At 71.1% G+C, this 25,593-nt stretch carries 25 protein-coding genes; 11 read left to right on the top strand and 14 right to left on the bottom strand.

Annotated features, from left to right (window positions below; genetic code table 11):
- Window positions 1-16 precede the first annotated feature (16 nt).
- Entirely contained in the window at window positions 17-991 is a 975-nt protein-coding gene (locus ACSVC7_RS20095) for a quinone oxidoreductase family protein (RefSeq protein WP_448206132.1), read from the bottom strand.
- 124 nt (window positions 992-1,115) lie between these two features.
- On the opposite strand from ACSVC7_RS20095, the gene ACSVC7_RS20090 reads away from it, so the two are divergent.
- The gene (locus ACSVC7_RS20090) at window positions 1,116-1,988 is read left to right on the top strand and encodes a LysR family transcriptional regulator (RefSeq protein WP_448206133.1); all 873 of its coding nucleotides are present in this window, start codon (window positions 1,116-1,118) and stop codon (window positions 1,986-1,988) included.
- A gap of 41 nt (window positions 1,989-2,029) precedes the next feature.
- Here ACSVC7_RS20090 and ACSVC7_RS20085 read toward each other — a convergent pair whose 3' ends face one another.
- Window positions 2,030-2,695 carry a gamma-glutamylcyclotransferase gene (locus ACSVC7_RS20085; RefSeq protein WP_448206134.1) on the bottom strand — a complete coding sequence of 222 codons (666 nt, stop codon included), beginning with the start codon at window positions 2,693-2,695 and terminating at the stop codon, window positions 2,030-2,032.
- Window positions 2,696-2,802: 107 nt separating this feature from the next.
- Here ACSVC7_RS20085 and ACSVC7_RS20080 point away from each other — a divergent pair, with 107 nt between their 5' ends.
- Complete coding sequence (locus ACSVC7_RS20080; RefSeq protein ID WP_448206135.1) at window positions 2,803-3,816, top strand: DUF2125 domain-containing protein; 1,014 nt, start codon at window positions 2,803-2,805, stop codon at window positions 3,814-3,816.
- A gap of 3 nt (window positions 3,817-3,819) precedes the next feature.
- Here the strand turns inward: ACSVC7_RS20080 and ACSVC7_RS20075 are convergent, their stop codons facing one another.
- A complete protein-coding gene (locus tag ACSVC7_RS20075) occupies window positions 3,820-4,725 on the bottom strand; it encodes a prephenate/arogenate dehydrogenase family protein (RefSeq protein WP_448206136.1) in 906 nt (301 codons plus the stop codon).
- A gap of 156 nt (window positions 4,726-4,881) precedes the next feature.
- Here ACSVC7_RS20075 and ACSVC7_RS20070 point away from each other — a divergent pair, with 156 nt between their 5' ends.
- Window positions 4,882-5,058 (top strand): type II toxin-antitoxin system CcdA family antitoxin, encoded by a 177-nt coding sequence (locus ACSVC7_RS20070; protein WP_448206137.1) that lies wholly within the window; start codon window positions 4,882-4,884, stop codon window positions 5,056-5,058.
- Complete coding sequence (locus ACSVC7_RS20065; RefSeq protein ID WP_448206138.1) at window positions 5,058-5,372, top strand: CcdB family protein; 315 nt, start codon at window positions 5,058-5,060, stop codon at window positions 5,370-5,372. Before ACSVC7_RS20070 ends, ACSVC7_RS20065 begins: the two co-directional genes overlap by 1 nt.
- 9 nt (window positions 5,373-5,381) lie before the next feature.
- On the opposite strand, the gene hisC is transcribed toward ACSVC7_RS20065, so the two are convergent.
- Entirely contained in the window at window positions 5,382-6,473 is a 1,092-nt protein-coding gene (hisC, locus tag ACSVC7_RS20060) for a histidinol-phosphate transaminase (protein ID WP_448206139.1), read from the bottom strand.
- A gap of 8 nt (window positions 6,474-6,481) precedes the next feature.
- A complete protein-coding gene (locus ACSVC7_RS20055; RefSeq protein ID WP_448206140.1) occupies window positions 6,482-7,390 on the bottom strand; it encodes a chorismate mutase in 909 nt (302 codons plus the stop codon).
- A gap of 135 nt (window positions 7,391-7,525) precedes the next feature.
- Here ACSVC7_RS20055 and metX point away from each other — a divergent pair, with 135 nt between their 5' ends.
- The 3 genes from metX to ACSVC7_RS20040 all read left to right on the top strand — a co-directional run bounded on the left by metX (window position 7,526) and on the right by ACSVC7_RS20040 (window position 10,093).
- Entirely contained in the window at window positions 7,526-8,746 is a 1,221-nt protein-coding gene (gene metX, locus ACSVC7_RS20050) for a homoserine O-acetyltransferase MetX (protein WP_448206141.1), read from the top strand.
- Window positions 8,747-8,763: 17 nt separating this feature from the next.
- Window positions 8,764-9,414, top strand: a complete 651-nt coding sequence (gene metW / locus ACSVC7_RS20045; RefSeq protein WP_448206142.1) for a methionine biosynthesis protein MetW — start codon at window positions 8,764-8,766, stop codon at window positions 9,412-9,414.
- 82 nt (window positions 9,415-9,496) lie between these two features.
- Window positions 9,497-10,093: a PRC-barrel domain-containing protein gene (locus ACSVC7_RS20040; RefSeq protein ID WP_448206143.1), complete on the top strand. Its 597-nt coding sequence runs from the start codon at window positions 9,497-9,499 to the stop codon at window positions 10,091-10,093.
- Window positions 10,094-10,135: 42 nt separating this feature from the next.
- Here ACSVC7_RS20040 and ACSVC7_RS20035 read toward each other — a convergent pair whose 3' ends face one another.
- From ACSVC7_RS20035 to lptF, 3 genes are all read right to left on the bottom strand, one after another.
- Complete coding sequence (locus tag ACSVC7_RS20035) at window positions 10,136-10,672, bottom strand: flagellar biosynthesis regulator FlaF (protein ID WP_448206144.1); 537 nt, start codon at window positions 10,670-10,672, stop codon at window positions 10,136-10,138.
- Window positions 10,673-10,885: 213 nt separating this feature from the next.
- Window positions 10,886-11,842 carry a glycosyltransferase family 9 protein gene (locus ACSVC7_RS20030; protein ID WP_448206145.1) on the bottom strand — a complete coding sequence of 319 codons (957 nt, stop codon included), beginning with the start codon at window positions 11,840-11,842 and terminating at the stop codon, window positions 10,886-10,888.
- A gap of 15 nt (window positions 11,843-11,857) precedes the next feature.
- The gene (gene lptF / locus ACSVC7_RS20025; RefSeq protein ID WP_448206146.1) at window positions 11,858-13,006 is read right to left on the bottom strand and encodes an LPS export ABC transporter permease LptF; all 1,149 of its coding nucleotides are present in this window, start codon (window positions 13,004-13,006) and stop codon (window positions 11,858-11,860) included.
- A gap of 136 nt (window positions 13,007-13,142) precedes the next feature.
- Between lptF and ACSVC7_RS20020 the strand changes: the two genes are divergently transcribed.
- Window positions 13,143-15,308 (top strand): tetratricopeptide repeat protein, encoded by a 2,166-nt coding sequence (locus ACSVC7_RS20020; RefSeq protein ID WP_448206147.1) that lies wholly within the window; start codon window positions 13,143-13,145, stop codon window positions 15,306-15,308.
- Window positions 15,309-15,532: 224 nt separating this feature from the next.
- Here ACSVC7_RS20020 and ACSVC7_RS20015 read toward each other — a convergent pair whose 3' ends face one another.
- Window positions 15,533-17,218 carry a tetratricopeptide repeat protein gene (locus tag ACSVC7_RS20015; RefSeq protein ID WP_448206148.1) on the bottom strand — a complete coding sequence of 562 codons (1,686 nt, stop codon included), beginning with the start codon at window positions 17,216-17,218 and terminating at the stop codon, window positions 15,533-15,535.
- Between the two features lie 69 nt (window positions 17,219-17,287).
- Here ACSVC7_RS20015 and ACSVC7_RS20010 point away from each other — a divergent pair, with 69 nt between their 5' ends.
- A complete protein-coding gene (locus ACSVC7_RS20010) occupies window positions 17,288-18,037 on the top strand; it encodes a glycosyltransferase family 2 protein (protein WP_448206149.1) in 750 nt (249 codons plus the stop codon).
- 9 nt (window positions 18,038-18,046) lie between these two features.
- Here ACSVC7_RS20010 and ACSVC7_RS20005 read toward each other — a convergent pair whose 3' ends face one another.
- Entirely contained in the window at window positions 18,047-19,702 is a 1,656-nt protein-coding gene (locus ACSVC7_RS20005; protein WP_448206150.1) for an ATP-binding response regulator, read from the bottom strand.
- A 137-nt stretch (window positions 19,703-19,839) separates the two neighbouring features.
- Window positions 19,840-20,076, bottom strand: a complete 237-nt coding sequence (locus tag ACSVC7_RS20000; RefSeq protein ID WP_448206151.1) for a hypothetical protein — start codon at window positions 20,074-20,076, stop codon at window positions 19,840-19,842.
- 296 nt (window positions 20,077-20,372) lie between these two features.
- Here ACSVC7_RS20000 and ACSVC7_RS19995 point away from each other — a divergent pair, with 296 nt between their 5' ends.
- Window positions 20,373-21,302: an NAD-dependent epimerase/dehydratase family protein gene (locus tag ACSVC7_RS19995; RefSeq protein WP_448206152.1), complete on the top strand. Its 930-nt coding sequence runs from the start codon at window positions 20,373-20,375 to the stop codon at window positions 21,300-21,302.
- A gap of 32 nt (window positions 21,303-21,334) precedes the next feature.
- On the opposite strand, the gene ACSVC7_RS19990 is transcribed toward ACSVC7_RS19995, so the two are convergent.
- From ACSVC7_RS19990 to ACSVC7_RS19980, 3 genes are all read right to left on the bottom strand, one after another.
- The gene (locus ACSVC7_RS19990; RefSeq protein WP_448206153.1) at window positions 21,335-22,972 is read right to left on the bottom strand and encodes a Na/Pi cotransporter family protein; all 1,638 of its coding nucleotides are present in this window, start codon (window positions 22,970-22,972) and stop codon (window positions 21,335-21,337) included.
- 134 nt (window positions 22,973-23,106) lie between these two features.
- Entirely contained in the window at window positions 23,107-24,336 is a 1,230-nt protein-coding gene (locus ACSVC7_RS19985) for an MFS transporter (protein WP_448206154.1), read from the bottom strand.
- Window positions 24,337-24,399: 63 nt separating this feature from the next.
- On the bottom strand, window positions 24,400-24,720 hold the full coding sequence (locus ACSVC7_RS19980; protein WP_448206155.1) for a hypothetical protein: 321 nt from the start codon (window positions 24,718-24,720) through the stop codon (window positions 24,400-24,402).
- Between the two features lie 94 nt (window positions 24,721-24,814).
- Between ACSVC7_RS19980 and ACSVC7_RS19975 the strand changes: the two genes are divergently transcribed.
- On the top strand, window positions 24,815-25,501 hold the full coding sequence (locus tag ACSVC7_RS19975) for a helix-turn-helix transcriptional regulator (RefSeq protein ID WP_448206156.1): 687 nt from the start codon (window positions 24,815-24,817) through the stop codon (window positions 25,499-25,501).
- Window positions 25,502-25,593 lie beyond the last annotated feature (92 nt).

The following is a 25,593-nucleotide window of genomic DNA, read 5'->3' as shown; positions in this document are numbered from 1 at the left end:
AGCTTCAGCGCCAGGATTACGGCACCAGCACCAGCGCGCCGGCGGTGTTGCGGCTTTCCAGCGCACGGTGGGCCTCGGCGGCCTGCTCCAGCGGAAGGGTGTTGACCGGTCCGGCGCGCAAGCCGTCCGCCACACGCCGCAGGACCTCCGTGGCCGCCGCGCGGTAGGTGGCGGTGTCGCTCATGTAGGCGAAGACGCTGGGCCGCGACAGGCTGAGCGAACGGCGCGGACCGATCTCCGCCAGTTCGACCGGAGCCACCGGACCGCCGGCCTGCCCGACGCTCGCCACCATGCCGAAGGGGCGGACGGCGTCCAGCGTGCGGCGGAAGGTGTCGGCGCCGATGCCGTCCACCGCGAAGTCCACCCCCGCTCCGCCGGTCAAATCGCGGGTCCGGGCAACGAAATCCTCCTCCCGGTAGAGGATGGCGTGGTCGAGGCCGTGGGCGCGGGCGATCTCCGCCTTTTCCGCGCTGCCGACCGTGCCGATGACGGTGGCGCCCAGCCCCTTCGCCCACTGCGTCAGCACCAGCCCGAGGCCGCCCGCGGCGGCGTGGACCAGCAGGGTCGTCCCCGGCCCGACCGGCCAGACGCGGTTCACCAGCATGTGCGCCGTGATCCCGCGCAGCAGCAGGGAGGCGGCGGTGACCTCCTCCACCCCGTCCGGCAGCGGAACGGCGCGCTCGGCGGGCAGGATGCGGGCATCGGCATAGCCGCCGGCCGGCAGACCGGCCCAGGCGACGCGGTCGCCCGCCGCGAGACCGGCGACGCCCGGCCCGACCGCCTCGACCACGCCGGCGCCCTCGACGCCGATCACGGCGGGCAGGGCCGGCAGCGGGTAGAGGCCGGTGCGGTGGTAGACGTCCACATAGTTCACCCCCACCGCCGCGTGGCGGATGCGCAGTTCGCCCGGTCCGGGAGCGGGCAGGTCGATGCGGTCCAGATGCAGGTGTTCCGGGCCGCCGGGGCGGTGCAGGCGGATGGCGCGGGTCATGGCCTTGTCTCCATAAAGCGATGTGCGATGGCCCGACGCTACCCCGTGGCTTTCCGCACGGATATCCGGCAAACTCCCCCACCTTCTGAGCATTTTTCCACAGAGCGGAGCATGGAAGCGGAGCATGGACTGGGACGACCTGCGCTTCTTCATCGAGCTGGCGCGCAACGGCAGCCTGTCGGCCACCGCGCGGCGGCTGCGCGTCGATCACACCACGGTGGCGCGCCGGGTCGCGGCGCTGGAATCCCGCTTGGGAATAAAGCTGTTCGACCGCCTGCCGCGCGGCTACGCCCTCACGCCGGAGGGGGAAGAGGTCGCGGCCCTGGCCGCCCGGCTGGAGGAGGACGCCTTCGCCATCGAGCGCTTCGCGCAGGGCCAGCCCGGAGAGCCGTCGGGAACGGTGCGCCTGTCCGCCCCGCCCGTTTTCGCCAGCGCCTTCATCGCGCCCAGGCTCGGGCCGTTTCGCGAGCGCTTTCCCCAGATCGTGCTGGAACTGGTCGGCGATGCCCGCGCCGCCAGCCTGACCCGGCGGGAGGCCGACTTGGCCGTCCGCCTGAACCGGCCGGATCAGGAAGGGCTGGTCAGCCGCCGCCTGGGCACCATGGGCTACGGCCTCTACGCCTCACCGTCCTATCTGGAAAAGCGCGCGGAAGCGGACTGGGGCTTCGTCGGCTATGACGAGAGCCTGGACCATGTTCCGCAGCAGCGCTGGCTGCGCGGCGTCGCGGCGGGCCGCCCCTTTGTCTTCCGCGCCAACGACCTCGCGAGCCTCGCCGCCGCCGCCCGCGCCGGGCTGGGAATCGCCGCCCTGCCCCATTTCCTGGGCCGGCCCGACCCGGGCCTGGTCCACGTCCCCACCGAACCGGCGCCGGGGGGGCGGGAGCTGTGGCTGCTCGTCCACAACGACCTCCGCCGCGCTGGCCGGGTGCGCGCGGTCATGGACACGCTGATCGCGATGATCGACGGAAACAGGGAGCTTTTGGAAGGAGACCGGTAGGTCGGGTTAAGCGAAAGCGAAAGCGAAACCCAACCCATACCTCAGCCAACCCTCTCCCTCACCGCTTTCAGCAGGCTGGAGAGGCGCTTGTCGCGGATGCCCAGTTCTTCCAGATGCGCGACGGTGTTGGCGAGGTATTCCAGGTTCGGGCCGCGCTCGCCGCAGCAGCCGGCGATGCGCTCCGCCATGGTCGCCTCGTCGAGGCAACCGCAATATTGCCGGTGCTCGCGGTCCACCACGAAGGTGCAGGCGGTCACCGTATCCCCGCCGTCGCACAGCCGCACGGGCAGCAGCTTGGGCCGGTAGACGCGGTTGATCATCTCCCGCTCCCACAGATAGTCGAGGGTCGCGGGCACATGGGCGGTCTCCACCCGGAAGGCGATGCCCCGGCAAGAGCCGCCACGGTCAAGGCCCAGCACCAGCCCCGGCCGCTCCGGCGTTCCGCGGTAACGGTGCGAGGACACGCAGAAGCGCCGGTGATAGCCGCCGATGACCGCCGGACGCTTCTCCAGGAACGGAAATCCGGGATTCCACATCAGCGAGCCGTAGGCGAAGACCCACAGGTCGGCGCCGAGCGCGACGGCCAGATCCTTGGACCCCAGATCCTTGAACCCCAGATCTTTGGACCAGGGAGTAGCGGATGCCGGTGCGTGCGGCGACGCGGCGACCGGAAGCTCGGCAACAGGAGATTGCGTATCGAGCAGCATGTCCCAAAACAAAGCAGCAGGCGCGACTTTGCGCCGACCCGGTGAAGCCTAGCACGGTCCCCCACCGCCCGCTATAAGGTGGGGATCATCCAACGGAAATGCCACACATGCGCATCGGTAAGGTCTTCGGTTTCGCTCTCGCCGCCTTGGCAGTCCTGGTCGGCGCCTACTCGGTCTGGTGGTGGCAGGCCGCGTCGGCGGTGGAACGCGGCGTGCTCGCCTGGATCGAGGACCAGCGGGCCAACGGCGCGCTGGTCGAGCATCGCGGGCTGACCGTCGGCGGCTACCCCCTGGTGATCCGCGCCGCGCTGGAGGCCCCGCACCTCGCCACGCGCGGTGCGGAGTGGCAGGGGACCCGGCTAGTGGCCGAGGCGCCGCCCTGGAACCACACCCGCATCGCGCTGTCCCTGCCCGGCGAGCAAAAGCTGTCGCTGGTCTCGGCCAGCCAGCCGCCGCTGGACCTGCTGGCCAAGGGCGGCGGGCAGGGCCATGTCCTGCTGACGCTCGCCGGCCAGCCGGTGGAGCTTCGCCTGGGCTTCACCGACCTCGTCGCGCAGCCGAACGCGATGCCGCTGCCCGTCGCGGCGCTGGACCTGACCGCGACCCAGCCGCCCGAACCGCCCGCCGGCCACACCGACACCGGCCTGTCCGTTTCCCTGACAGCCAGCGGCGTGACCCTGCCGGAGGACACGCCCGGCTCGCTCGGCCGCAAGGTGGAGCAGGCGCTGCTGTCCGCCCGCGTGCTCGGCCGCCCGCCGAAGCCGGAGCCGGCCAGCCTGTCGGCCTGGAGCCGCGATGGCGGAACCGTGGAGTTGGACAGCCTGAAGCTGGACTGGGGGCCGCTGAAGCTGGCGATGAACGGCACGCTGGCGCTGGACGGCACGCTTCAGCCACAGGCCGCCCTGACCGCCGAGGTGCGCGGCTTCCAGGCGGTGCTGGACGCCCTGCAAGGCTTCTTCCGCCCGAAGGAACTGGCGCTGGCCCGCACCATGCTGACCATGCTCGCCCGCCCCGCCGAACCCGGCGGCGAGCCGGTGCTGACCGCGCCGGTCACCGTGCAGAACCGCTCCCTGTTCCTCGGGCCGCTGAAGGTCGCAGCACTGCCGCCGGTCGTGTGGTGATCCTCACGCCTGCTTGGCGTCGATGATGCCACGTCGGATGGCGCGGGTCTTGGTGAAGTGGTCCTGCAACACCTGCCCCTCACCCCAGCGGATGGCGCGCTGAAGCGCGGTCAGGTCCTCCGTGAAGCGCTGGAGGATTTCCAGCACGGCTTCCCGGTTGTTCATGAAGATGTCGCGCCACATCACCGGATCGCTGGCCGCAATGCGGGTGAAGTCGCGGAAGCCGCCCGCCGAGAACTTGATGACCTCGGACTTGGTGTCGTCCTCCAGGTCCGACGCGGTGCCGACGATGGTGTAGGCGATCAGGTGCGGCAGGTGCGAGGTGATGGCGAGCACACGGTCATGGTGGTTCGCATCCATGATCTCGACGGTCGAGCCGACCCGGCGCCACATCTCGACGACCTTCTCCACCGCCGCCTCCTGCGCGCCGGACGGCGGGGTGACGATGCACCAGCGGCCCTGGAACAGGGTGGCGAAGCCGGCCTCGGGGCCGGAATGCTCCGTACCCGCGACCGGGTGGCCGGGGATCAGGTGCACGCCGTCGGGAATGTGCGGGCCGACGTCGCGCAGCACCGCCTGCTTCACCGAACCGACGTCGGTGACGATGGTGCCGGGACGCAGCAGCGGGCCGATGCGCTCGCCCACCTCGGCGAAGCTGCCGACCGGCGTGGCCAGGATGACCAGATCGGCCCCGTCCAGCGCCTGCGCCAGATCGGTCGTCGCCCGCTCCACGATGCCCAGTTCCATCGCCTTGGCGCAGGCCTCCGCGCTGCGGTCGGCGCAGACCACATGCCGCGCCACCCCATAATGAGAGAGCGCCCGCGCCAGCGAGGAACCGATCAGGCCGATGCCGAGGATGGCAACGCGATCGAACAGGGGGGCAGCCAGGGGAGTGGCGGTGTCGCTCATGGTAGGCACCGATTGCGGAATGGTTGCAAAGCGCCCCGCTATAAAGCACCAAGGCAGCCCATGACCAAGCGAAAGTTTGCCGCGCGCCTCCCACTTGCCGTGCGGGTGCCCTGAGCATAGTGTAAGGGCATCCGCTGCGACCTCAGGCGCCGACCGATGAACGCCCTTCCTCCGCGCAAACCCGTGCCGCTCACCGGCCGGACGGAGACGCCCGCGAAGCCCTACCGGCCGGACGAAGCCGCGTGGCTTGCCGAGAACGCGGAGGCCATCACTTATCAGAACCGGTTGGTCGAAGACGAAGGCGCCTTCGGCGACGATCTGCGTTCCTTCTGATGGCGCAATTCGACGTCCGGCGCAATCCATCGCCGCGCACCCGCGCGACCACGCCTTATGTGCTGATCGTCCAATGCGACCTGCTGGCCGGCCTGGAACCGATTGCCGTGGTTCCATTGCGCCGGGCGGATGAGTTGCGCCAGGGCATCGGCCGCCTGAACCCGCGCTTCAGGGTCGAGAACATCGACGTGGTGATGATGCCCAACGCCATCGCCGGCGTGTCCAAACGCGACCTCGGCGAGGTCGTTGTCAACCTCGCCGAGCATCGTCACGACATCATCGCGGCCATGGACCTGCTGCTGACCGGCGTGTAGCGGGATCGCTCACGCCGCCAGGAAGTCCTTCAGCGCCGTCACGACCTCGCGCATTTCGGACTCCGTGCCGATGGTGACGCGCAGGCAGCTCGGCAGGCCGTAGGAGGGCATCTGGCGGACCAGGATGCCGCGCCCTTTGAGGAACTGGCGGGCCGCTTCGGCGTCGTCCTTGCCGGGCGTCTGGCCGGCGAAGTCCACCAGGATGAAGTTGGTCACGCTGGGGTGGGTCTTCAGGCCCAGCGCCTCGACCTCCGCCGCGAACCACGTCCGCCACTGTTCGTTGTGGGTGCGGGAGCGCTCCAGGAACTCCGTGTCCTCCAACGCCGCCACGCCGGCCGCCTGGGCCGCGGCGGAGACGTTGAAGGGGCCGCGCACGCGGTTCAGCACGTCGGCGACCGCCGCCGGGCAGTAGGCCCAGCCGAGGCGGAGCGAGCCCAGCGCGAAGATCTTCGAGAAGGTGCGGGTCATCACCACGTTGGGGTGGCGGTCCACCAGCTCCTGCCCGGCCGAATAATCGTTGCGGCTCATGTACTCGGCGTAAGCCGCGTCGATCACCAGCAGCACGTTGGACGGCAGCCCGGCGTGCAGGCGGGCCATCTCGTCGGCGGTGATGTAGGTGCCGGTCGGGTTGTTCGGGTTGGCGACGAAGACCAGCTTGGTGCGCGGCGTCACGCGGGCCAACAGGTTGTCCACGTCGGTGGTCAGGTTCGTCTCCGGCGCCTTCACCGGGGTGGCGCCGACCGACTTGGCGCCGATCGGGTACATAAGGAACCCGTGCTCGGGGTACAGAACCTCGTCGCCCGGCCCCGCGTAGGCGCGGATGAGCAGGCTGATCAGCTCGTCGGAGCCGGCGCCGCAGACGATCCGCTCCGCGTCCAGGCCGAAGCGCGCCGCGATGGTCTTGCGCAGCTGGGCCGAGCCGCCGTCGGGATAGCGGTGCAGCTCTCCGGCGACGCTCTTGTACGCCTCCACGGCGCGCGGGCTGGGGCCGAGCGCGCCTTCGTTGGAGGCGAGGCGGATGTGCCCCGCGTGCTCGCCGCCGACATAAGCGGCGATATCGAGAATCCCCGGGCGGGGAGCCGGGCCGTTCGACTGGGTCATGACGGGTCTCAGACCTTGCGGGCGTCTTGGGAAAGGTGAAGCGGGACGGCGTAACCGCCCACGATGGTGACCCGCACCGGAATCTCGCCCAGCCGTTCGGCGAAGGCGGACAGGCGCGGGTCGGTGGAATCGACGAAGTCGGCGATTTCCACCAGATGGACGGACGGGCCGGACGGGTCCTTGGCGTGCCAGGTGCAGAAGCCCGTGGGCGGCAGGCCGCAGGTCTCCAGATGGTCCTTCAGCCGGCCGCGGCTGAGGTCGCCGCCCAGCTCGATCCCCAGCAGGGAGCGGTCGTCGCCGGTCGGCTCGTGCGGGACCAGCGCCACGGCCAGCGCGTCGCGGTCCTCGCCACGGGCGTTGCCGCGCCCGCCGAAGGGCAGCCGCGCCACGACCCGCAGCGTGCGCGCGTCGGACGACAGCAGGAAGCGCCACCACGGATCGGCGTCGTCTTCCGCCGGGTAGGGCACCACGCCCACCGTGGCGTTCCCCTCCGACACCGCGCGGATAGCGGCGACGGGGGTGTTGACGGCGCTCATCGGCACGACGCTGCCGAAATGGTCGCGGGCGACGTCCCAGAAGCCGCGCCGGTCCTCCGGCGCGTAGACGGCGACGGCGAAGGGCCCCTGGATGCGGGTCAGCGCCGTGATCATCTCCCGCCACATGCGGACGATGGCCTGGGCAGGGAAGGAGCCGGCGTGGCGCGCCATCAGGCGGCGCAGGATCACCGCCTCGCGCGCGGGGCGCAGGAAGATCGGCTGGGTTCCCGCCGGCACGCCGTTCTGGGCGTCGATCTGTCCCTTGACGATGCCGACGCGCTCCACGACGGCCGCGCGGCGCATCAGCAGGTCGTGAATCGCGTCGTCGATGTGATCGATCTCGCGGCGCAGATCATCGAGCGGGGACTTGGGCGCGGGCATGGGGCGGGGAACCATCGAATCCAAAGCCGGATAGTAGTAGTCCGCATGCTCCCTAAAATCAAAGAAAACGTTGACACCTCCGAGCCTTGCTCCGTAGCTATACGCTCCCGTTTTCCAAAGGTCCTGCGAACCGCCATGTCCGCGTCGAATCCCGCCGACGCCGCGCCTGCCGACGCCATGGCGGCAGACGGGGGGTCCCTGCCCGGCCACCGCGTGACGCTCGGCGTGGACCGGCCGATGCGCCTCGACAGCGGGGCGGAGCTGGGGCCGTTCCAGATCGCCTATCAGACCTACGGCACGCTGAACGCCGACCGGTCCAACGCCGTCCTCGTCTGCCACGCGCTGACCGGCGACCATTACGTGCTGGACCAGCACCCCATCACCGGCAAGTCCGGTTGGTGGGAGATGCTGGTCGGCCCCGGCCGGCCGGTGGACACCGACCGCTATTTCGTCATCTGTTCCAACGTGATCGGCGGCTGCATGGGCTCCACCGGCCCGAAGGAGGTCAACCCGGCGACGGGCAAGCCCTTCGGGCTGGACTTCCCGGTGATCACCATCGGCGACATGGTGCGCGCGCAGAAGCTGCTGGTCGAGCATCTGGGGATCGAGCAGCTGTTCTGCGTGGTCGGCGGCTCCATGGGCGGCATGCAGGTGCTGCAATGGGCGGTCGCCTATCCCGAGTCGGTCTATTCCGCCGTGCCCATCGCCACGGCCGCGCGCCATTCGGCGCAGAACATCGCCTTCCACGAGGTCGGACGCCAAGCCATCATGGCCGACCCGGACTGGTGCGGCGGCAACTACCTGCTGGACGGCACGCGGCCGCACCGCGGGCTGGCGGTGGCGCGCATGGCCGCGCACATCACCTACCTGTCGGAGCCGGCCCTGCACCGCAAGTTCGGCCGCGCCCTGCAGAACCGGCAGGCGGTCACCTACGGGTTCGACGCCGATTTCCAGGTGGAAAGCTACCTGCGCCACCAGGGCATCACCTTCGTGGAGCGATTCGACGCCAACTCCTACCTCTACATCACGCGGGCGATGGACTATTTCGACCTCGCCGCGGATCACGGGGGCGGGACGCTGTCCAATGCCTTCATCAAGGACGGGCGGCGCACGCCGGTGCGCTTCTGCCTCGCCAGCTTCTCCAGCGACTGGCTGTTCCCGACGTCGGAATCGCGGGCCATCGTGCACGCGCTGAACGCGGTGGCCGCCAACGTCAGCTTCGTGGAAATCCAGACCGACAAGGGCCACGACGCCTTCCTGCTGGACGAGCCGGAGTTCCATCAGGTGATCCGCGGCTTCCTGGAAGGCTGCGCGGAGCACCGGGGCCTGCACCGGGGCCTGACCGCGGCCCGTTGAACGAGCATCGAACTCCCATGAGCCTCCTCGACGACACCGCCGCCGCCATCCGCCCCGCCAATGGAAACGGGATCCGCCTCGACCTGAAGCTGATCGCCGACATGGTCGAGCCGGGACGCCGCGTGCTGGACGTCGGCTGCGGCGACGGGGCGCTGCTGGCCCATCTCGCCCACAAGAAGGACGTGGACGGGCGCGGCATCGAACTCAGCATGGACGGCGTGCACCGCTGCGTGAAGCAGGGGTTGCCCGTCATCCAGGGCGACGCCGAGACGGACCTGAAGGACTATCCCGACCACGCCTTCGACTACGTCATCCTCAGCCAGACGCTTCAGGCCATGCGCGAGCCGCGCACGGTGCTGGAGAACCTGACGCGCATCGGCCGGCGGGCCATCGTGTCGGTGCCGAACTTCGGCTATTGGCGCATCCGGCTGCAGCTTCTGGTGACCGGGCGCATGCCGGTGACGGAAAAGCTGGGCTATCAGTGGTGGGAAACGCCCAACATCCATTTCTGCACGATCAAGGATCTGGTGGCCCTGACCGAGGAGATGGGCATCGCCATCGAGCGCTGCCTGATCGTGGACCGCGCCGGCCGCATCACCGGCCGCGCCCATTCCGGCTTCGCCAACCTGCTGGGCGAGCAGGGCGTCTTCCTGCTGCGCCGGTCTTAAACCCCGGCAGCGCGGTTCCACGCAACCCAAACCCCACCGGTGGTGTTTAAGGGCAAGGTCCGTCCAACGGGAGCTTTGCACCATGCGCCTCGCCACCCTGGCCGCATCGGCCGCCACCGCCCTGGCCGCCGCCGTCCTGGCGACCGCGGCGCCGGCCCAAACCACCGCCCCGCCACCCCAGCCCACCGTCACCGAAGGCACGTCCGGCGCGTCGCAGCCCCCGCTGATGACCGCGCCGCGCCCCGAGGACAAGGCGACGACCGAGCCGACGACCTCGCCGTCCGGGGTCAGCGGCAACGCCCCGTCCGACGAGATGCAGCGCCCCGCACCCTCGGTCGCCGCCGTCCCGCACCTTCTCACCGCCGACGAGGCGCGCACTCTGGTCGGGCGGGAGGTGCGCACCCGCGACGGACAGCCCGGCGGGCAGATCAAGGACTTCACGCTGGGCGACGCGGACGGTCAGGTCAACCGCATCATCCTGGCGCCGAACGCGGAGGTCGGTACGGACAAGAAGCTGCTGTCGGTGCCCCTGAGCATGCTGCGCACGGATCTTGCCGCCGGCACGTCGGACGGCAGCAAGCCCGCGGCCGTCACCCTGGACGTGCCCTCCGGCGACCTCGCCCGCGCCCCGGAATACACCTACCGCGACGACGAGAAGACCCTGGTCGGCAAGCCCTGAAACAAAACCGGCGCCCCTGAAGGGCGCCGGCTTTTTCGTTCGTCAGATCGAGATGCTCAGCGACTGGCGCTGCGCCGGGGGGCCGTCCTTGGGCGGGGCCGGCGGAGCCATCGGCGGGCGGTTCGGCGCCGCCCCGTAGGGGGCCGCTTGCGGAGCCGCCTGCTGCGGGGCCGGAGCCGCCGGCTGGGCAGGGGCAGGGGCTTGGGCAGCCGCCTGGGCCGCGTCGGGGCGCGCCGTCAGGCCGCTGGCCACCGACCGGTTGATGGCCACAAGCGTCTCCAGCTTGGACACGTCCAGGTCGATGAGGCGGGCGACCGTTTCGCGGTCCACCAGCAGCGACAGGGCGGCGATGTTCGTCCGGACCTCCGGCGGATGGCCGCAGTCCTCTTCGGTCATCGCGGCCTGGAAGATCGTCCAAAGGCGCTGGTTCAGCTGCAACGCCGCGCGCAGCGCCTCGACATTATCGGGATTGCGACCGGCCTCGATCAGGCGGCGCGCCGCCTCCGCCAATGCCCAAGCCTCGACATCGCGAGGATTGTCCGAGGTCGGTTTGTTTGCGTATGTCGGTGTCGGCTTCATTCCAAACCCTCGGGGCAGCCTGTCGGACAAAGGTATGTTCGCTCAGGTGCGAGTGCCCGGATTGTCGGCGATTACCCCGATTTTGTCAACTTGACCGGACTATTTCGGGAGTTTAGCGAGACTTTGTCACGACTTAGGCGCGGTCCGAAAAATTCGGGCCGCTGCGTTCACACGCCAAGCAGGCTTCGGCCCTTGCGGGCCGCGACGGCGGCTTCAGGCGCAGGCCGGCGCGACCTGCTCCAGCAGCTCCAGCGCGACCCGTTCGACCGCGTCCACGGCGATGCCGTCCATCAGGCCGCTGGCCTTCGGGTCGGCCTTCTGCCGGGCCAGCAGCTCCGCCCGCGGCACCGTGCTGGTGACCAGCCGCGCCCGGTCGCCCCAGGGGCCGTAGGTTTCCGGGAAGCCCGGCCCGAACAGGCCCAGCGTCGGCGTGCCGGCGGCGGCGGCGATGTGCATCAGGCCGGAGTCGTTGCCGACATACAGCGCCGCGCGCCGCACGCAGGCGGCGGCGGTCAGCGGGTCGGTGCGCCCCGTCAGGTCGATGGCGCGGGCGCCCAGAGACTTAAGCAGCGGCAGGGCGCGCTCGCGCTCCGGTCCGGCGGCCAGCACGGCGACGCGGGCGCCGGCCAGCGCGGCGCCGGGCGCCGTCAGGCGCGTTGCAAGCTCAGCGAAGCGTTCCACCGGCCATTCCTTGCCGGGCCAGTTCGCCGTCGGCCCCACCGCCAGGAAGGGCACGGCGCCGGAGGGCAGCAGCCGGTCGGCCTCCGCCTCGGCCGCCGAGTCGATCCACAGCCGCGGGGACGGCGGCGGCGACAGGCCGAGCACGCAGCCGATCTCCTCCACCTTGTGCAGTTCGGGCGCGCGGGCGTGGAAGAAGCGGCGCTTGGCCGGGATCAGGCGCCCCACGGCGGAGTTGCGCAGATCGACCACGAGGTCCCAGCGGGTGCCCACGCAGGCCCGCCACAGGTCCAACCAGTGCCGCGCGAAGGAGCGTTTCGGGATGGGGATCAACCGCTCCAGCCCCGGCACCGCGCGGAACAGCGGGGCCGGCAGCGGCCCGCAGGCCACCGTCAGCCGGGCGCCCGGATACGAGTCCACCAGATGGCCGAGCAGGCCGGTGGACAGCACCGCGTCGCCCAGGCGGTTTGAGGTGATGAACAGGATGCGCAAGGCCGTCCGCCGTCCCTACCCAGCCGTCGCACCGCCGGCGCCGACCTCACCGCCGCCTGGACCGCCGCCTTGGGGGCGCCGGCTCAGGTTGCGCGACAGCACCCAGGCCGCCGGCCCCAGCGCCAGCAGCGGCAGCAGGTACAGCAGCGGGACCAGCACGATCACCTTGGCGGCGAGGCTGGTCAGGCCCAGCACGGCCGACTGGATGCCCATCACGATCAGGACCGCCGTGGTGACGCGCGACGCCTGGCCGCGCCGGTTGAACTCGCCCGACAGCAGGCAGGCCAGCGCCACCATGGTGTAGGCCAGCGTCAGCAGCGGCGAGGACACCCGGTGGTGGAACTCCGCCAGCAGGTCCTGCACCATCTTCGCGTTGCCGGCCACCTGCGGCGGCGGGTGCAGAAGCTCGTCGGTCGAGCGCTCGCGCGGGTCCGGCCAGCGCTCCCCGCCGGCGCTGGTCAGCACCTTCAGGTCCACCGCGTAGCGCTCGAAGAACAGCTGGGACAGGCGGTTGGTCTTGCGGTCCAGCTCCTGCCGGTTGCCGTTGAAGACGACGAAGCGCGCGTTGTCCGTCCCGGTGACCATCACGGCGCGCTCGCCCAGGATGGTCACGGGCTTCTCCGGCGTGCGGCCGTCGTGAATCACCACGTTGTGCAGGTTGCCTTCGCTGTCCCGCTCGCGCAGGAAGACGTTGAAGCGGTCGCCGACCTCGTTGAACACGCCCTCGCGCAGGAACAGCTGCGAATAGTCGCTGCGCACGGCGTATTCCATGCGCACCAGCTCCTGGTGCGCGGCCGGCGTGATCCACAGGTTCAGCACATAGACGATGCCCATCACGCCCAGCGCCAGCACCATCGCCGGCTGCGCCAGGGCGAAGGGACCGACGCCGGCGGCCCGCATGACGGACAGCTCGCTGTCGGCCGCCAGCCGGTTGTAGGTGAACAGCACCGCGCCCACCAGCGCCAGCGGCAGCACGATGCCGAGGAAGGTCGGCACCGTCAGCACCAGCAGCCAGAGGAACATGCGCATCGGCGCGCCGGCCTCCACCACCATCTCGATCAGGCGCAGCGACTGGCTCAGCCAGATCGTCAGCGTCAGGCCGGCGGTGGAATACAGCGTGGCGATCAGCAGGTTGCGGAAAAGATACCGTTGCAGTCGGTTCATGAGCGTGCATCAAGGAAAGACCGGCAGAAGCTGACGATCTAAAGGCTCCGGGTCAAGTGTTGTTCGGAGAAGAAGTTGCGGCACGGCGCGCACCCCGCCCTTCTCCGGGGCCGGCAAATGCTCTAGACAGGGCGGCATGGCGACGATCAAGGACGTGCTGGCGGAGGGGCTGGCCCACCACCGGGCCGGCCGGCTGGGCGAGGCCGCGGCGCGCTATCAGGCCGTGCTGGACACCGTGCCGGACCATCCCGACGCCTTGAACCTGCTGGGCGTCGCCTATCTCCAGGCCGGCCACCCGGCGGAGGCGGAGGCGCGGCTCCGCGCCGCGATCCGCGCCGACGGGGGCGTTGCCGACTACCACGACAATCTGGGCAGCGCGCTGCGGGCTCTCGGCCGGCCGGAGGAGGCCGCGGACGCCCACCGGTGCGCGATCGGCCTGACCCCCGGCTTCGCCCAGGCGCACTACAACCTCGGCAACGCGCTGGAAACGCTGGGCCGGCTGGAGGAGGCGGCGGACGCCTACCGGCAGGCCGCCGCCCACCGGCCCGGCTACGCCAGGGCGCGTTTCAATCTCGGCAACACGCTGGCCGCGCTCGGGCAGGCGGAGGAGGCCGACTCCGCCTACCGCGCGGCGGTGGCCGACGATCCCGGCTTCGTCGAAGCGCACGCCAACCGCGGCGCGCTGATGTTGCAACGCGGCCAAGCCGTGGAAGCGGCGGCGTGCATGCGCCGCGCGCTGGCCCTGCGCCCCGATCACGCGACGGCGCTCGCCAATCTGTCGGCGGCGCTGCTGGCGGCCGGCCCGGCCGAGGCCGCCGCCCGGACCGCCCGGCGGGCCGAAGCCGCGCGCCCGGACTTCGCGGAGGCCGCCCTGCGCCGGGGCGACGCGCTGCATCGGCTGAACCGGCTGGCCGAGGCAGCGGGCGGCTACCGAAAAGCCGTCGCCCTGCGCCCCGATCTGGCGCAGGCTTACGCGAACCTCGCGCTCGTGCACCAGACGCAGGGCGACCTGGACGGGGCGGAGGGCGGCTACCGCCGCGCCCTGGCCCTGCGGCCCGATCTGGCGGAGGTGCGCTCCAACCTCGCCTATCTCGACCTGTTCCGGCCCGGCGTGACGCTCGCCCGCGTGCTGAAGGCCCACCGGGCCTGGGACGCCGTGCACGGAGCGCCCCTGCGCGCCAACTGGCGGCCTCACCCGGTGGCGGGCGAGCCCGGCCGTCCACTGACCGTCGGAATCCTGTCGGGCGACTTCCGCCGCCACCCGGCGGGGCAGTTCGCCGTGCGCGCGGTGGAGGCGCTGCCCGCCCACGGCGTGCGCCTGTTCCTCTACGCCAACCAGACGGAAGCCGACGACCTGACCGCCCGTTTCCAGGCGGTGGCGGAACGCTGGGTGCCCGTCGCCGGCCTGTCCGACGCCGACGTGGCCGACCGCATCCGGGCTGACGGCGTGGAGGTGCTGATCGACCTCGCCGGGCACAACGCGCGCGGGCGGCTGGGCGTCTTCGCGCGCAAGCCGGCGCCGGTGCAGGTGGCCTGGTCCGGCTACATGGCGACGACCGGCATGGAGGCCATGGACGGGCTGGTCGCCGACGCCCACCACGTCCCGGAAGGGGCGGAGCGCTTCTACGCGGAGCGCATCCTGCGCATGCCCGGCGCCTTCATCGCCTACGACCCGCCCGCCGATGCGCCAGACCTCACCCCGCCGCCCTGCATGACGGGCGCGCCGGTGACCTTCGGCGCCTTCAACATCCTGACCAAGCTGACGGACGAAGTTCTGGCGACCTGGGCCGCCCTGCTGGCCCGCCTGCCCGCCTCGCGCCTGCTGCTGAAGACCAAGGCGCTGTCCTGCCCGGTCACGGCGGCGCTGTGGCGCGACCGGATCGCCGGCTTCGGCATCGCGCCGGGGCGGGTGACCATGGTCGGTGCCACCAACAGCCTGGACCATATGGGCTGGTGCGCCCGGGTGGACGTGGCGCTCGACCCCTTCCCCTTCGCCGGCAGCACCACGACGCTGGAGACGCTGTGGATGGGCGTGCCCGTGATCACCCTGCCCGGCGAGACCTTCTCCAGCCGCCACTCGCTCGCCTTCCTGACGGTGGCGGGTGTGGAGGGCTGCGTCGCCCGCGACCCCGCCCATTACGTGGAACTGGCCGCCGGCTGGGCCGCCGATCCCGCCCGCCTGACGGACCTGCGCCGAACCCTGCGCGCCCGCATGGCGGCAAGCCCGCTGTGCGACGGGGCGCTGCTGGCCAAGCATTTGGCGCGGGCATTGCGGGACTTGTGGCGGGAACGGATAGGGTAATGGCTCCCACCACAACCCCTCGCCCGCCTCCGGCGGGAGAGGGAGGGACCCATGCGCAGCATGGGAGGGTGAGGGCAAGGTTTTTCCAAGAATCCTTCCTGCGTTTCATCTGGATTCTCGGGGCAACCTTGCCCTCACCCTCCCACGCCTTCGGCGCGGGTCCCTCCCTCTCCCAGCGGGGCTGGGCGAGGGGTTTTGAGCGCAGGCACGAGGGAGGGTAGAAATCACTTCTCCCCGATGAAGCGCACCCAGGGGAAGTCCACGAAGTCGAAGCGGCGGATCCGCGGTTCCTCCCCGCGCCGGGCCAGCCCGTCGAGCACACAGAGGGGGGCCGCCTGGTCGAGCATCCAGTAGCCGCGCCCCTGGCGCAGGAAATGCCCGATGTAGGCCGCCGTTCGCTCCAGATAGGCCCGGCCGCGCACCGTCGGCTGGAACCACGCGAAGCAGACGGTGATCTCCCGCGTCGGCCCGCGCCAGCGCCGGTCCCACAGCAGCCCGACGTCGAAACCCGCCATCGAATCGGCCAGGGTCTCCAGCCCGGCGGCCAGCGTGCAGTCGGCGTCCACATGCACCAACGGCCGCCCCGTCCGGCCGAGCAGCTGGTGCCAGCGCAGGAAGCGGATGCAGGCGTAGTAGGTGGTGCGCCGGTGGTCGTCCCAGCCGGTGAAGTCCACCCGCTCCCGGCTGGCGCCCAGCGGGATACGGGCGCGCCACGCGGCGAGGTCGGCCTCCGTCTCCGGCGAAGGGTTCACCACATGCACATGAACCGCCGGGACATGCCCCCCCGCCCCGCCCAGCGCCTCCACCGAGGCGAGCAGGTTCCCGACGAAGCGGCGGTAGTAGCCGTCGTCGGAGGACACGACCAGAATCGGCCCGTCCCCGGCGGGAACCTCGAACAGGCTTTCCAGCGGCGCGAAATCACCGAGCAGCCCGTCCGCCGCCGGAATGCGGTCCAGAGCGCCGCGCCCGGCCTGAATCATGGACCACAGGCGCAGCTCGAAATCCGCCGCGACCTCCGCCGCCGTGAAGCGCCGGGTGAAGCGCCGCATGAAGCGGGAGGCGAGGTCGAGGCGCCCCCGCCGGTAGAAGCGGTAGGCAACCACCGCCGCCGCTTTCGTGTCCCTCGGGTTCCGCCGCAGCGCCGTCAGGGCGGCGCGCGCGGCCCGGTCCAACACCCAGGGCTCCGCCTGCCCGGCCTGGACGAGCGCCAGCGCCGTCCCGGTCAACGCGTCCCCCGCCGCCGCGTGGTTCGGGTCCGCCGTCAATGCATGGCCGAGGCACCGCACCGCCCGCGCAACCCGTCCGTGGTCGAGTCTGCTGCCGTAGGAGATCTTGCCGTTCAGCCCGGCCTCGTCCATCGCGCTGACGGCGGCGTTGTGCAGGGCGTCGGGATGCGCCGGGGCCAGCGCCACCGCCTGCCGTCGCAGCCGCGCCGCGTCCTCTCCCCGGCCGAGCGCCGCCAGGGCGTTGGCGCGGTTGATGCGGGCCTCAACGAAGTCGGGCCGCCGCGCCAGAGCCTGCCCGAAGCGCTCCGCCGCACCCCTTGCATCGCCGCTGGCCAGCAGCAGGGCGCCGAGGTTGAAGGCCGCCTGGACCTGCGCGGGGTCGAGCGCCAGCGTATGGCCGAAGGAGCGCGCCGCCCCCGCCGCGTCGCCGGCCGCGCGCAACGCCAGCGCCAGATTGCCCGTGTAGTCCGCATCCCCCGGCAGCAGGGCCACGGCGCGGCGCAGCAGCGGCACGGCGCGTTGCGGGCGCCCCTGCTGGCCTTCCAGCACGCCCAGCAGATGCAGCGCGTCGGGGTGGCCCGGCTGGCTGCGGAGGATGCTAAGATAGAGCGGCCGGGCCTCGTCGAGGCGGCCAGCCTGATGGTGGCCGACCGCAGCGGCCAGGGCGTCCCGAATTGTGACCATGCCGCCTGTCTACACGCGCCCCCGGCCTTCGTCCATGGCCGGACGCACCCCGCCGAAGGAGCCTCATTCATGTCGAACCGGCCGCTCGTCAGCATCATCACGCCGAGCTGGGGGCGCGAGGACTTCCTGCCGCTGTGCCACGCCCGCGTGGCCGCCCAGACCTGGCCGGAGATCGAGTGGCTGGTCTTCGACGACAGCCCCGCCCCCTCCGCCTACCTCCAGCCTCTGGCCGGGCCGCGCCTGAAGTATGTCTACTCGCCCAGCCGCTACGCCATCGGCGAGAAGCGCAACATCCTGGCCGAGCACGCGCGCGGCGACATCATCGTGCATTTCGACGACGACGACTTCTACGCCCCCAGCTATGTGGAGCGGCTGGTGGATTGGCTGGAGCAGGGCTACGACGCGGTTAAGCTGTCGGGCTGGTTCCTGCACAGCGCCGTGCACGGCGCCTTCGGTTATTGGGACACCGCGCGCGGCGGCGCGCACCACCGCTGGGGCCGGACCACCCGGCAGTATGTGGACGCGCCCGACACGCCCCTCGCCGACGACAACCTCGTCGGCTACGGCTTCTCCTACGCCTACCGCCGCGCGGTGTGGGAGGCGGTGCGCTTCCCGCCGGTTAACGCCTGCGAAGACGCCCCCTTCATGAAGGCCGCACGCGAGCGCTTCCGCTTCGCCGCCTTCCCGGATGCGGAGGGGCTATGCCTGCACACGCTGCACGCCCGCAGCACCAGCCTGTGCCTGCCCCAATACGAACTGCCGCCGGTGCTGCTGGAACGTTTGTTCGGGGCGGAGGTGCGGGCGTATGTGGGGGGCTGACCGCGTTCGTCACCGCAACTGCCGCGGCTCCGCCGGCCGGGCAGCCCCTTCGTCACGCCGGCAGGACAGGATGCAGGCCTGGATCTCCTCCGGACGGACGGGCTTGCGCAGATAGCCGACCCGGTGCGTGCGGGCCAGACGGTACAGCTCGCTGGACACGTCGCCGGTGATGAGCCAGGCCGGTATCTCGGTCCGAAGGAGCCCGCGCAGCCGGGCGATGGCCTCGATGCCGTTGCCGCCCACGCCGAGGCGGTAGTTGGCGATGATCACGTCGGGACACCGGGGCGACGCGTCGACCAGCCGCAACGCCTCCCCGGTATCGGCGGCGGCCAGGACGGAGCAGCCGAAATCCTCCAGGAACAGGCGGACGGCCAGCGCCACCATAGGGTCGTCCTCCACCAGCACGGCGAGGCACCGCCGGTCGCCGTCGTCGCGGGGCTTGGCGACGGCGGACCGCCGGGGGTGCGCCTCCACACCGCCGACGATCGGCAGCAGGATGGAAAAGCGCGACCCCTTCCCCGGAAGCGAGGAGACCTCGACCGGAACCTGCATCATGTTCGCGGCCCGCTGCACGATGGCGAGCCCCAGGCCATAGCCATGGTCCGCGCCATGCGCGGTACCGGAGCCATGGTCCGCGCCATGCGCGGCCCCGGTTACCCGGTAGGATTCCTGGAAGATCAGCGATGTCTGCTCCGGCGCGATGCCGACGCCGGTGTCGATCACGTCGATCCGCAGCCGCTGGCCGACGCGGCGGCAGCCGACCAGCAGCCCGCCATGTTCGGTGTAGCGGATGGCGTTCGCGATGAAGTTGCGCAGGATGCGCTCCACCAGCATCGGGTCGCCGTACACCACCTGCCGGCAGGGCGCGGTGCGGAAGGACAGGCCCTTCTGTTGGGCCAGGATCCCGAACTCGTCGCTCAACCGGTCCATCAGTTCGGCCACCGGGATCGGCATCGCCTGCACGGCGCGCCTTCCCGTCTCCAACTGGGAAAGGTCGAGCAGCGATTCGAACAGGTCGGTCAGGGCGGACAGAGTCTCGTTCGCCCTGTCCAGCACCGGCCGCAGGGCCGGGTCGCCGACGCGGTGGTTCAACACCTCCAGGAACAGGCGCAGCGCCATCATCGGCTGGCGGAGGTCGTGGCTGGCCATGGCGAGGAAGCGCGACTTGGCGGCGCTGGCGTCCTCCGCCGTTTCGGCGGCGGCGCGCGCCCGCTCCTGCTCGGCCGCGGCGAGGACGAGGTCCGTGGTGTCGGCGTGCCGGACGATCACCCGCGCCCGCCCGGGTCCCTTTACCGCCGACACATACAGGTTGTACCAGCGCCGTTCCTGGCAGGCGTGGCAGGGGTAGGTCATGTGGAAGGCGCTCCGCTCGCCAACCATGACCGCCCGGATGCCGGCGGCGGCCTCCGCGGCCACCGCGTCCCCCGCCACGGCGGAGCGGTCGCACACCGCCAGGTAGTTCTCGCCCACCGCGGCGTCGGCGTCGGAAAGGGCGTTGTCGCGGGCGAAGTCCCGCCAGGAACGGTTCACACGAATGATCGTGCCCGCCGTGTCCAAGACAGCGATGTTGTCCTGAAAAACGTCGAGCAGGAAAGCAGCGCGCTGCTCCCGTACACGGCTGAGGATATCCTGCAGCCGCAACGCAAATCGCCGGTTCAATCTCATGGCGATCCTACCGCGTGGTATGCGTAGGAATACTCCCGTATGGCACCAAAGCTTCGCACCGGAGGAGGCCGGGAGCAAGTGTCCTTCCGGAGGTTCGCGCTCTTCTTTCGAAAGGGACAGTGCCCCGGACCCGCCGCCTAGACCTGAACGTCCAGGTACATGCCACGGCGGTAATTGCGCGGAAGGGTCAGGATTCCGTTGACGAGCAGGCTCGCCAGTTCGCGAACGGACGGGATGCGCTGGCGCCCGCCGCTGCCGACGGCGTCGGCCCGATTGCGCACGCCCACGGGACCCGGCGGCGCAACGCGCCCACCGCCGGGATCGGAGCGGATCGGTTCGTTCGAGCGTTCGCCCGTGCGTCGGGTTTCGACCATGGGATTCGTTTACCAAAAATCCCGGATACCGGCAAGGCGCCCCGCCCCCTCGGCGGCCTTGACCGAACTTATCCACAGAACGGTGCATAAGGCCGTGGATAAGCCTGTTGAACAAGCGGTCCCGCCTGACCGGCGCGCCCGTCCCTTCCCATAAGCCCGAATCGGGCGGAGGTCGCCCGTCCGGCGATGCACCGTCACCCGCTGCGCCCCGCCTTATCCCGAAGATGGTCTGTTCGGGCGGCATACCATCGTCAACATTTCAGGCACAAGGCGGGGACATCCGGAAAGGACGACGCATGGCCCATTATCTCGTGACCGGTGGCTGCGGCTTCATCGGGTCGCATCTGGCCGACCGGCTGATCGCCGACGGGCACCGGGTCACCATTCTCGACGACCTGTCCACCGGGAAGCTGGAGAACAAACCGACCCTCGCGCGCCTCGTCGTCGGCGACGTGGCCGATCCGGAGGCCGTGCGCCACGCCATGGAGGGGGTGGACGGCGTCTTCCATCTGGCGGCCGTCGCGTCCGTCCAGCGCTCGCGGGAGCTGTGGGCGGAAACGCACCGAACCAACCTGTCCGGCACCATCACCGTGTTCGAGGCGGCGCGCACCGCCCGCAACGGAGACCCGGTGCCGGTGGTCTACGCATCCTCGGCGGCGGTGTACGGCGACAACACGGCCACCCCGCTGCGCGAGGACGCCGCCACCCGCCCGCTGTCCGCCTACGGCGCCGACAAGCTGGGCTGCGAGCTGCACGCGCGGGTGGCCTGGGAAATCCACGGGGTGCCCACGGTGGGCTTCCGCTTCTTCAACGTCTACGGCCCGCGCCAGGATCCGAACTCGCCCTATTCCGGCGTGATCTCCATCTTCGCCCGCCGGGTGTCGCGGGGCGAGGACGTGGACATCCACGGCGACGGCCTGCAGGTGCGCGACTTCGTCTTCGTCGGCGACGTGGTGCGCTATCTCGCCCGCGCCATGGAGCGGCAGCCCCAGGGGGCGGAGGTGTTCAACCTGTGCACCGGCCGCCCGACCTCGCTGCTGATGCTGCTGGACGTGCTGCAGGAGCTGTGCGGCAGCCGGGTGCGCCGCCATCACCGGCCGGCGCGGGCGGGCGACATCCGCGTGTCCATCGGCGACCCCTCCCGCCTGCGCACCGCCTTCGGCGAAAGCTGCCGCGTCGGCCTGCTGCAAGGGCTGGGCGCGACCCTGACGGGGGAGATGCCGTAAAGGCGGCCCCCGCGCACCTTCAAACATCCCCCTCAGACGTCCCGCTGCTCCAGACGGGGCAGCCCGACGACCTTCAGGCGGCTTTCCCGCAGTTCGCCCACCTGATCGAGGATCGGGTGGGCAACGGCCGCGACGTGGGCGTTGATGCGCTTCAGGTCGCGCAGGATGTCGAGGACGAGCGCGCTCGTCTCGATGCTGTCGGCGTCACCCCGGCGCACGCGGTCGAGGTGGTGGACCGTCGCCGCGCGTTCCAGCGCCCGCACCGCGTCCTTCCCGGCGATCAGCTGCCGGGCCAGCCGCCGGTCCTCCGCGATGAAGGTGCCGAGCGCGGTGCGCAGGTTCTCCACGGTGCGGCGGTGCAGCTCCTCCACCTCCCGGAAGTCCTCGGCGGCGAAGTGCAGGCCGTGGCGGGCGCGCTTGGCGGCCCGGTCCAGCAGGCTCTTGTCGATGATGTCGCCGACGTGTTCCAGGTTGATGGCGAAGGCCATGATGTCGTTGACGCGCCGCGATTCCGCCTCGTCCAGCGGGCCTCGGCCGAGCTTGGCGAGGTACAGCTTGATCGCGGTGTGCAGGCGGTCGACCTGATCGTCGGTGCGGCTGATCCCGGCGATGGCGCGCTCGTCGTCGTGGCGCAGCGCCTCCAGGCTGCGGCACAGCATGTCCTCCACGAGGTCGCCCAGCCGCAAGGTTTCGCGCAACGCCGCGGCGATGGCGACGGAGGGTGTCTCAAGCGCCGATTCGTCAAGATGGCGCGGACGCGCGGCGTCCTCCGCGCTCTCGTCGGCGGGAATCAGGCGCTCGGCGATCCCGGCCAGCGGGCCGACCAGCGGCAGAAAGAGCAGCGCCAGCGCCAGGTTGAAGCCGACATGGGCAGTCACAACAGCGGTGAAGGGCGCCATGCCGCTCAGCGCCTCGACCGCCAGCGGGATCAGCGGCAGCGCCAGCAGCGCGCCGGCCGCCCGCGCCAGCAGGTTGCCGACCGGCACACGCCGCGCCGCCGCCGTGTCGCGGAGCGTCGCCAGCACGGCCGGCACGGCGCCTCCGAGGTTGGCGCCCAGCACCAGCGCCACCGCAAGCTCCGGATCGACCACGCGCGCCCCGGCCAGCGAGCCGATCAGCAGCACCGTGGCGAGGCTGGAGTGGACCGCCGCCGTCAGCAGCGCCGCGACCACCAGCGCGAACAGCGGCTCCCCGCCCAGCGCGGCCAGCATCGCCTGCACCAGCCCCGATTCCCGCACCGGTGCGGTCGCCGTCCCCAGCAGGCGCAGGGCCAGCAGCATCAGCCCGACGCCCACCAGGATACGCCCCAGCGCCCGCCGGTTGCGGTGCTCCCCGCCCAGCGCGTGCAGCGCGCCGCCCAGCAGGAGGAGGCTCGGCGACAGCCAATGCACGTCGGCGGCCAGCAGCCGCGCCACGAGGCTCGTCCCGACGTCGGCGCCCAGCATGACGGCCAGCGCCATGGCCGACGCGATGTAGCCCTGCCCAACCATCGCGGCGGTCATCAGGGCGGTCGCGGTGCTGCTCTGTAGGGCGATGGTGGCGGCCATGCCGGCGGCGAAGGCGGCCACGCGGTTGCGCGTCCCCTGCCCCACCCAGCGCCGCAGCGCCGCGCCCCCGCATCGGAACACGCCGGTGCGCACAAGGCGCAAGCCCCACAAAAGCAGCGCCACGGCGCCGAGGATGTCGATCAGGACCAGCGTGGGGGACAGGGCGGTGGGCGCGATGGCGGCTCTCCCGGGTTCACGATGACGGCTTCATAAAACCGTAACAGTCCCGGGCGCACGGACGATCCCGCGCCGACGTGCTACCTCCTTCGATCGCGCGCGGCGCGCAGCACGGCGATGGCTCCGGCCACCGGGAAAACCGCCATCGCGGCGAAGGTCACGCCGTAGTGGCCGGTCGCGGTGAACAGCGTGGCGAACAGCGCCGGCCCGACGACCACGCCGGCGAAGGTCAGCATCATCGCCCCGCCCGTCGCCGTGCTGGCCGTGCCCGGCGGTGCGACCCGCGCCACCTCCGCCAGGAAGACGCCGTTCCAGCCGATCGCGGCGCTCCCGAACACGGCCAGCACGGCGACGACCGCCCAGGTCGGCCATTCCGGCCCCAGCAGCGCCGTGACGAAGGCCGCCGCCGTCGACAACAGCCCGATGCCGGCCAGCACCGCCACGCCGGAGCGCAGCCGGTCGGCCAGCAGCCCCCAGCCGATGCGCCCCGCCGCCCCCGCCGCCTGCACGACCGACACGGCGAAGCCCGCCGCGACGATGGACCAGCCGAGGTCGTGGACCAGCATGGTCACGGTGAAGGCCATCAGCGACAGCTGGATCGCCGAAAAGCAGAATCCCATCAGCGCGAAGCCGCGCAGCGCCGGCGCGCGCCAGACCAGCCGCGGCCCCTCCATCAGGTTGCCGCGCAGGGGAAGGCCGGGGTTGCGGTCGTCGTCCCACAGGCGCCGCCCCGGCCCGAAGACGGCCAGCATCACCACGAACAGCGCGGCCACCAGCAGCGCCGCCCCGCGCCAGCCCGCGACCTGCCCGACGCCCGGCAGCAGCAGCCCCGCCAGCACGCCGGCCAGCGGCACGCCCGTCTGCTTCAGCGAGAAGACCAGATTGCGCCGGGCCGGCGGGGTGTAGCGGTTCAGCAGGTGGGAGGAGGACGGGTTCACCAGCCCGTAGCCCACGCCGATCAGCACCGACGCCAGCGCCACGACCGTCAGCAGGCCGGTGGCGAGCCCCAGGCAGCCGGCGAGGCCCAGCAGCATCGCCGCCATCCCCACCGTGCCCGCCCCCCAGCGCCGCACCACCAGTCCGGCCACGGCCGACACCAGCGCGGCGGCGCCGTAGATGATGCTGATCTGGTAGCCGACCGCCTCCGCCCCCACGCCGAGCGCCGCGGCAGCCAGGGGCGCCACGGTCGCCAGCGTGAGCACCGACAGGGTGGCGAGCGCCTGCACGCTCGTCACCTCCGCCAGCAGCAGCGCGAAGGAGACGGGCGGCTTTTCCGGGCCGGCGTTTGCGGCGGATTGGGAGAGGGTCACGGAGACGGGTCCTGTAATGCCATGCGTCGTTTGGACGCACAGAAGGCCAGCCTCCGCCCGAACTTACAAGATGCTACCGAAGCTCATCCCGTCCGGCTCGATCAGGGCCAGGAAGGCGTCGCAATCGGGCTGGCCCACCCACCGGGCGCAGATCGCCTCGGCGGTCGCGCGGGCGTCGGCGAAGGCCAGGTCGATGAACAGCCCGTCGTCCAGCTTGACGAGATGCTGGCCGCGCCAGCCCGGCTGCTTCGACAGGGTTCGCTCGACCATCACGGCGTGGGCTTGGCGCATCGCCTCCTCCGTGACGCCCGGCTTCAGGCGGAAGCGGCCGAACTCGACACCCTCTCCGGCGGCGAGGGGGAGCGAGGGGGATGGAATGGGCATGGAACCTCCTTGGAACTCGTGGTTGCGGTGGAGCCCCCGGGGTACCATCATGCCCCTGACAGTTTCGGTCAGGATGCTTGTCCGGCACGGACCCATGCGAACCTTGCGCCTCTTCGCCCTGCTGGACCATCTGCGCGGCCGGTCGCAACCGGTGTCGGCCGACACGCTGGCCCTTGCCCTGAACGTGTCCGTCCGGACCATCTACCGCGACATGGCGGCCCTTCAGGCGATGGGCGCGCCGATCCGGGGCGAAGCCGGCGTCGGCTATCAGTTCGAGAAGGGGTATTTCCTTCCGCCGCTTCACTTCGACGCGGACGAATTGGACGCGATCATGCTGGGCATGCGCCTGATCGCCGCGCGCGGCGACGGCGGTTTGGCCGAGGCATCCCGGCGCGTTTCCAACAAGATCAGCGCCGTCATGGACGACGAGGACGGCGACGCCTACCGCCGCCTGCCGCTGAGGGCGGTGTCGCGCCGGTCCGACGAGCAGGAGAAGGCCGGCGCGTGGCTCGGCTTCCTGCGGAAGGCGGTCCGGGAGCGTGCGTTGCTCGACATCCGCTATGTGGACCTGCATGGCGGCGAAAGCCGCCGCATCGCCCGCCCGCTGGGCCTGACGGTGTTCGACGCCGTCTGGCTGCTGACCGTCTGGTGCGAGTCCCGGCAGGATTTCCGAAACCTGCGCGTCGATCGCATCCGCACCGCCGAGCGCGTAGGACAGCGGTTCAAGGCGGAGGCCGGAAAGCGGTTCGAGGATTATCTCGGGACGCTCTCCGGCGCATGACGCGAGCGACGGCAGCGCCGGTCACGCGCGCCGGTTCACAAAATCCGGAGCCACTCGCGGATCCAGTGTTGCGAGTGCTTCGCATTTTCAGT

Source organism: Azospirillum mesophilum, from assembly GCF_053470405.2.
The sequence above is the reverse complement of the archived record's forward strand: the minus strand, read 5'-3'. Positions and strand labels throughout refer to the sequence as shown.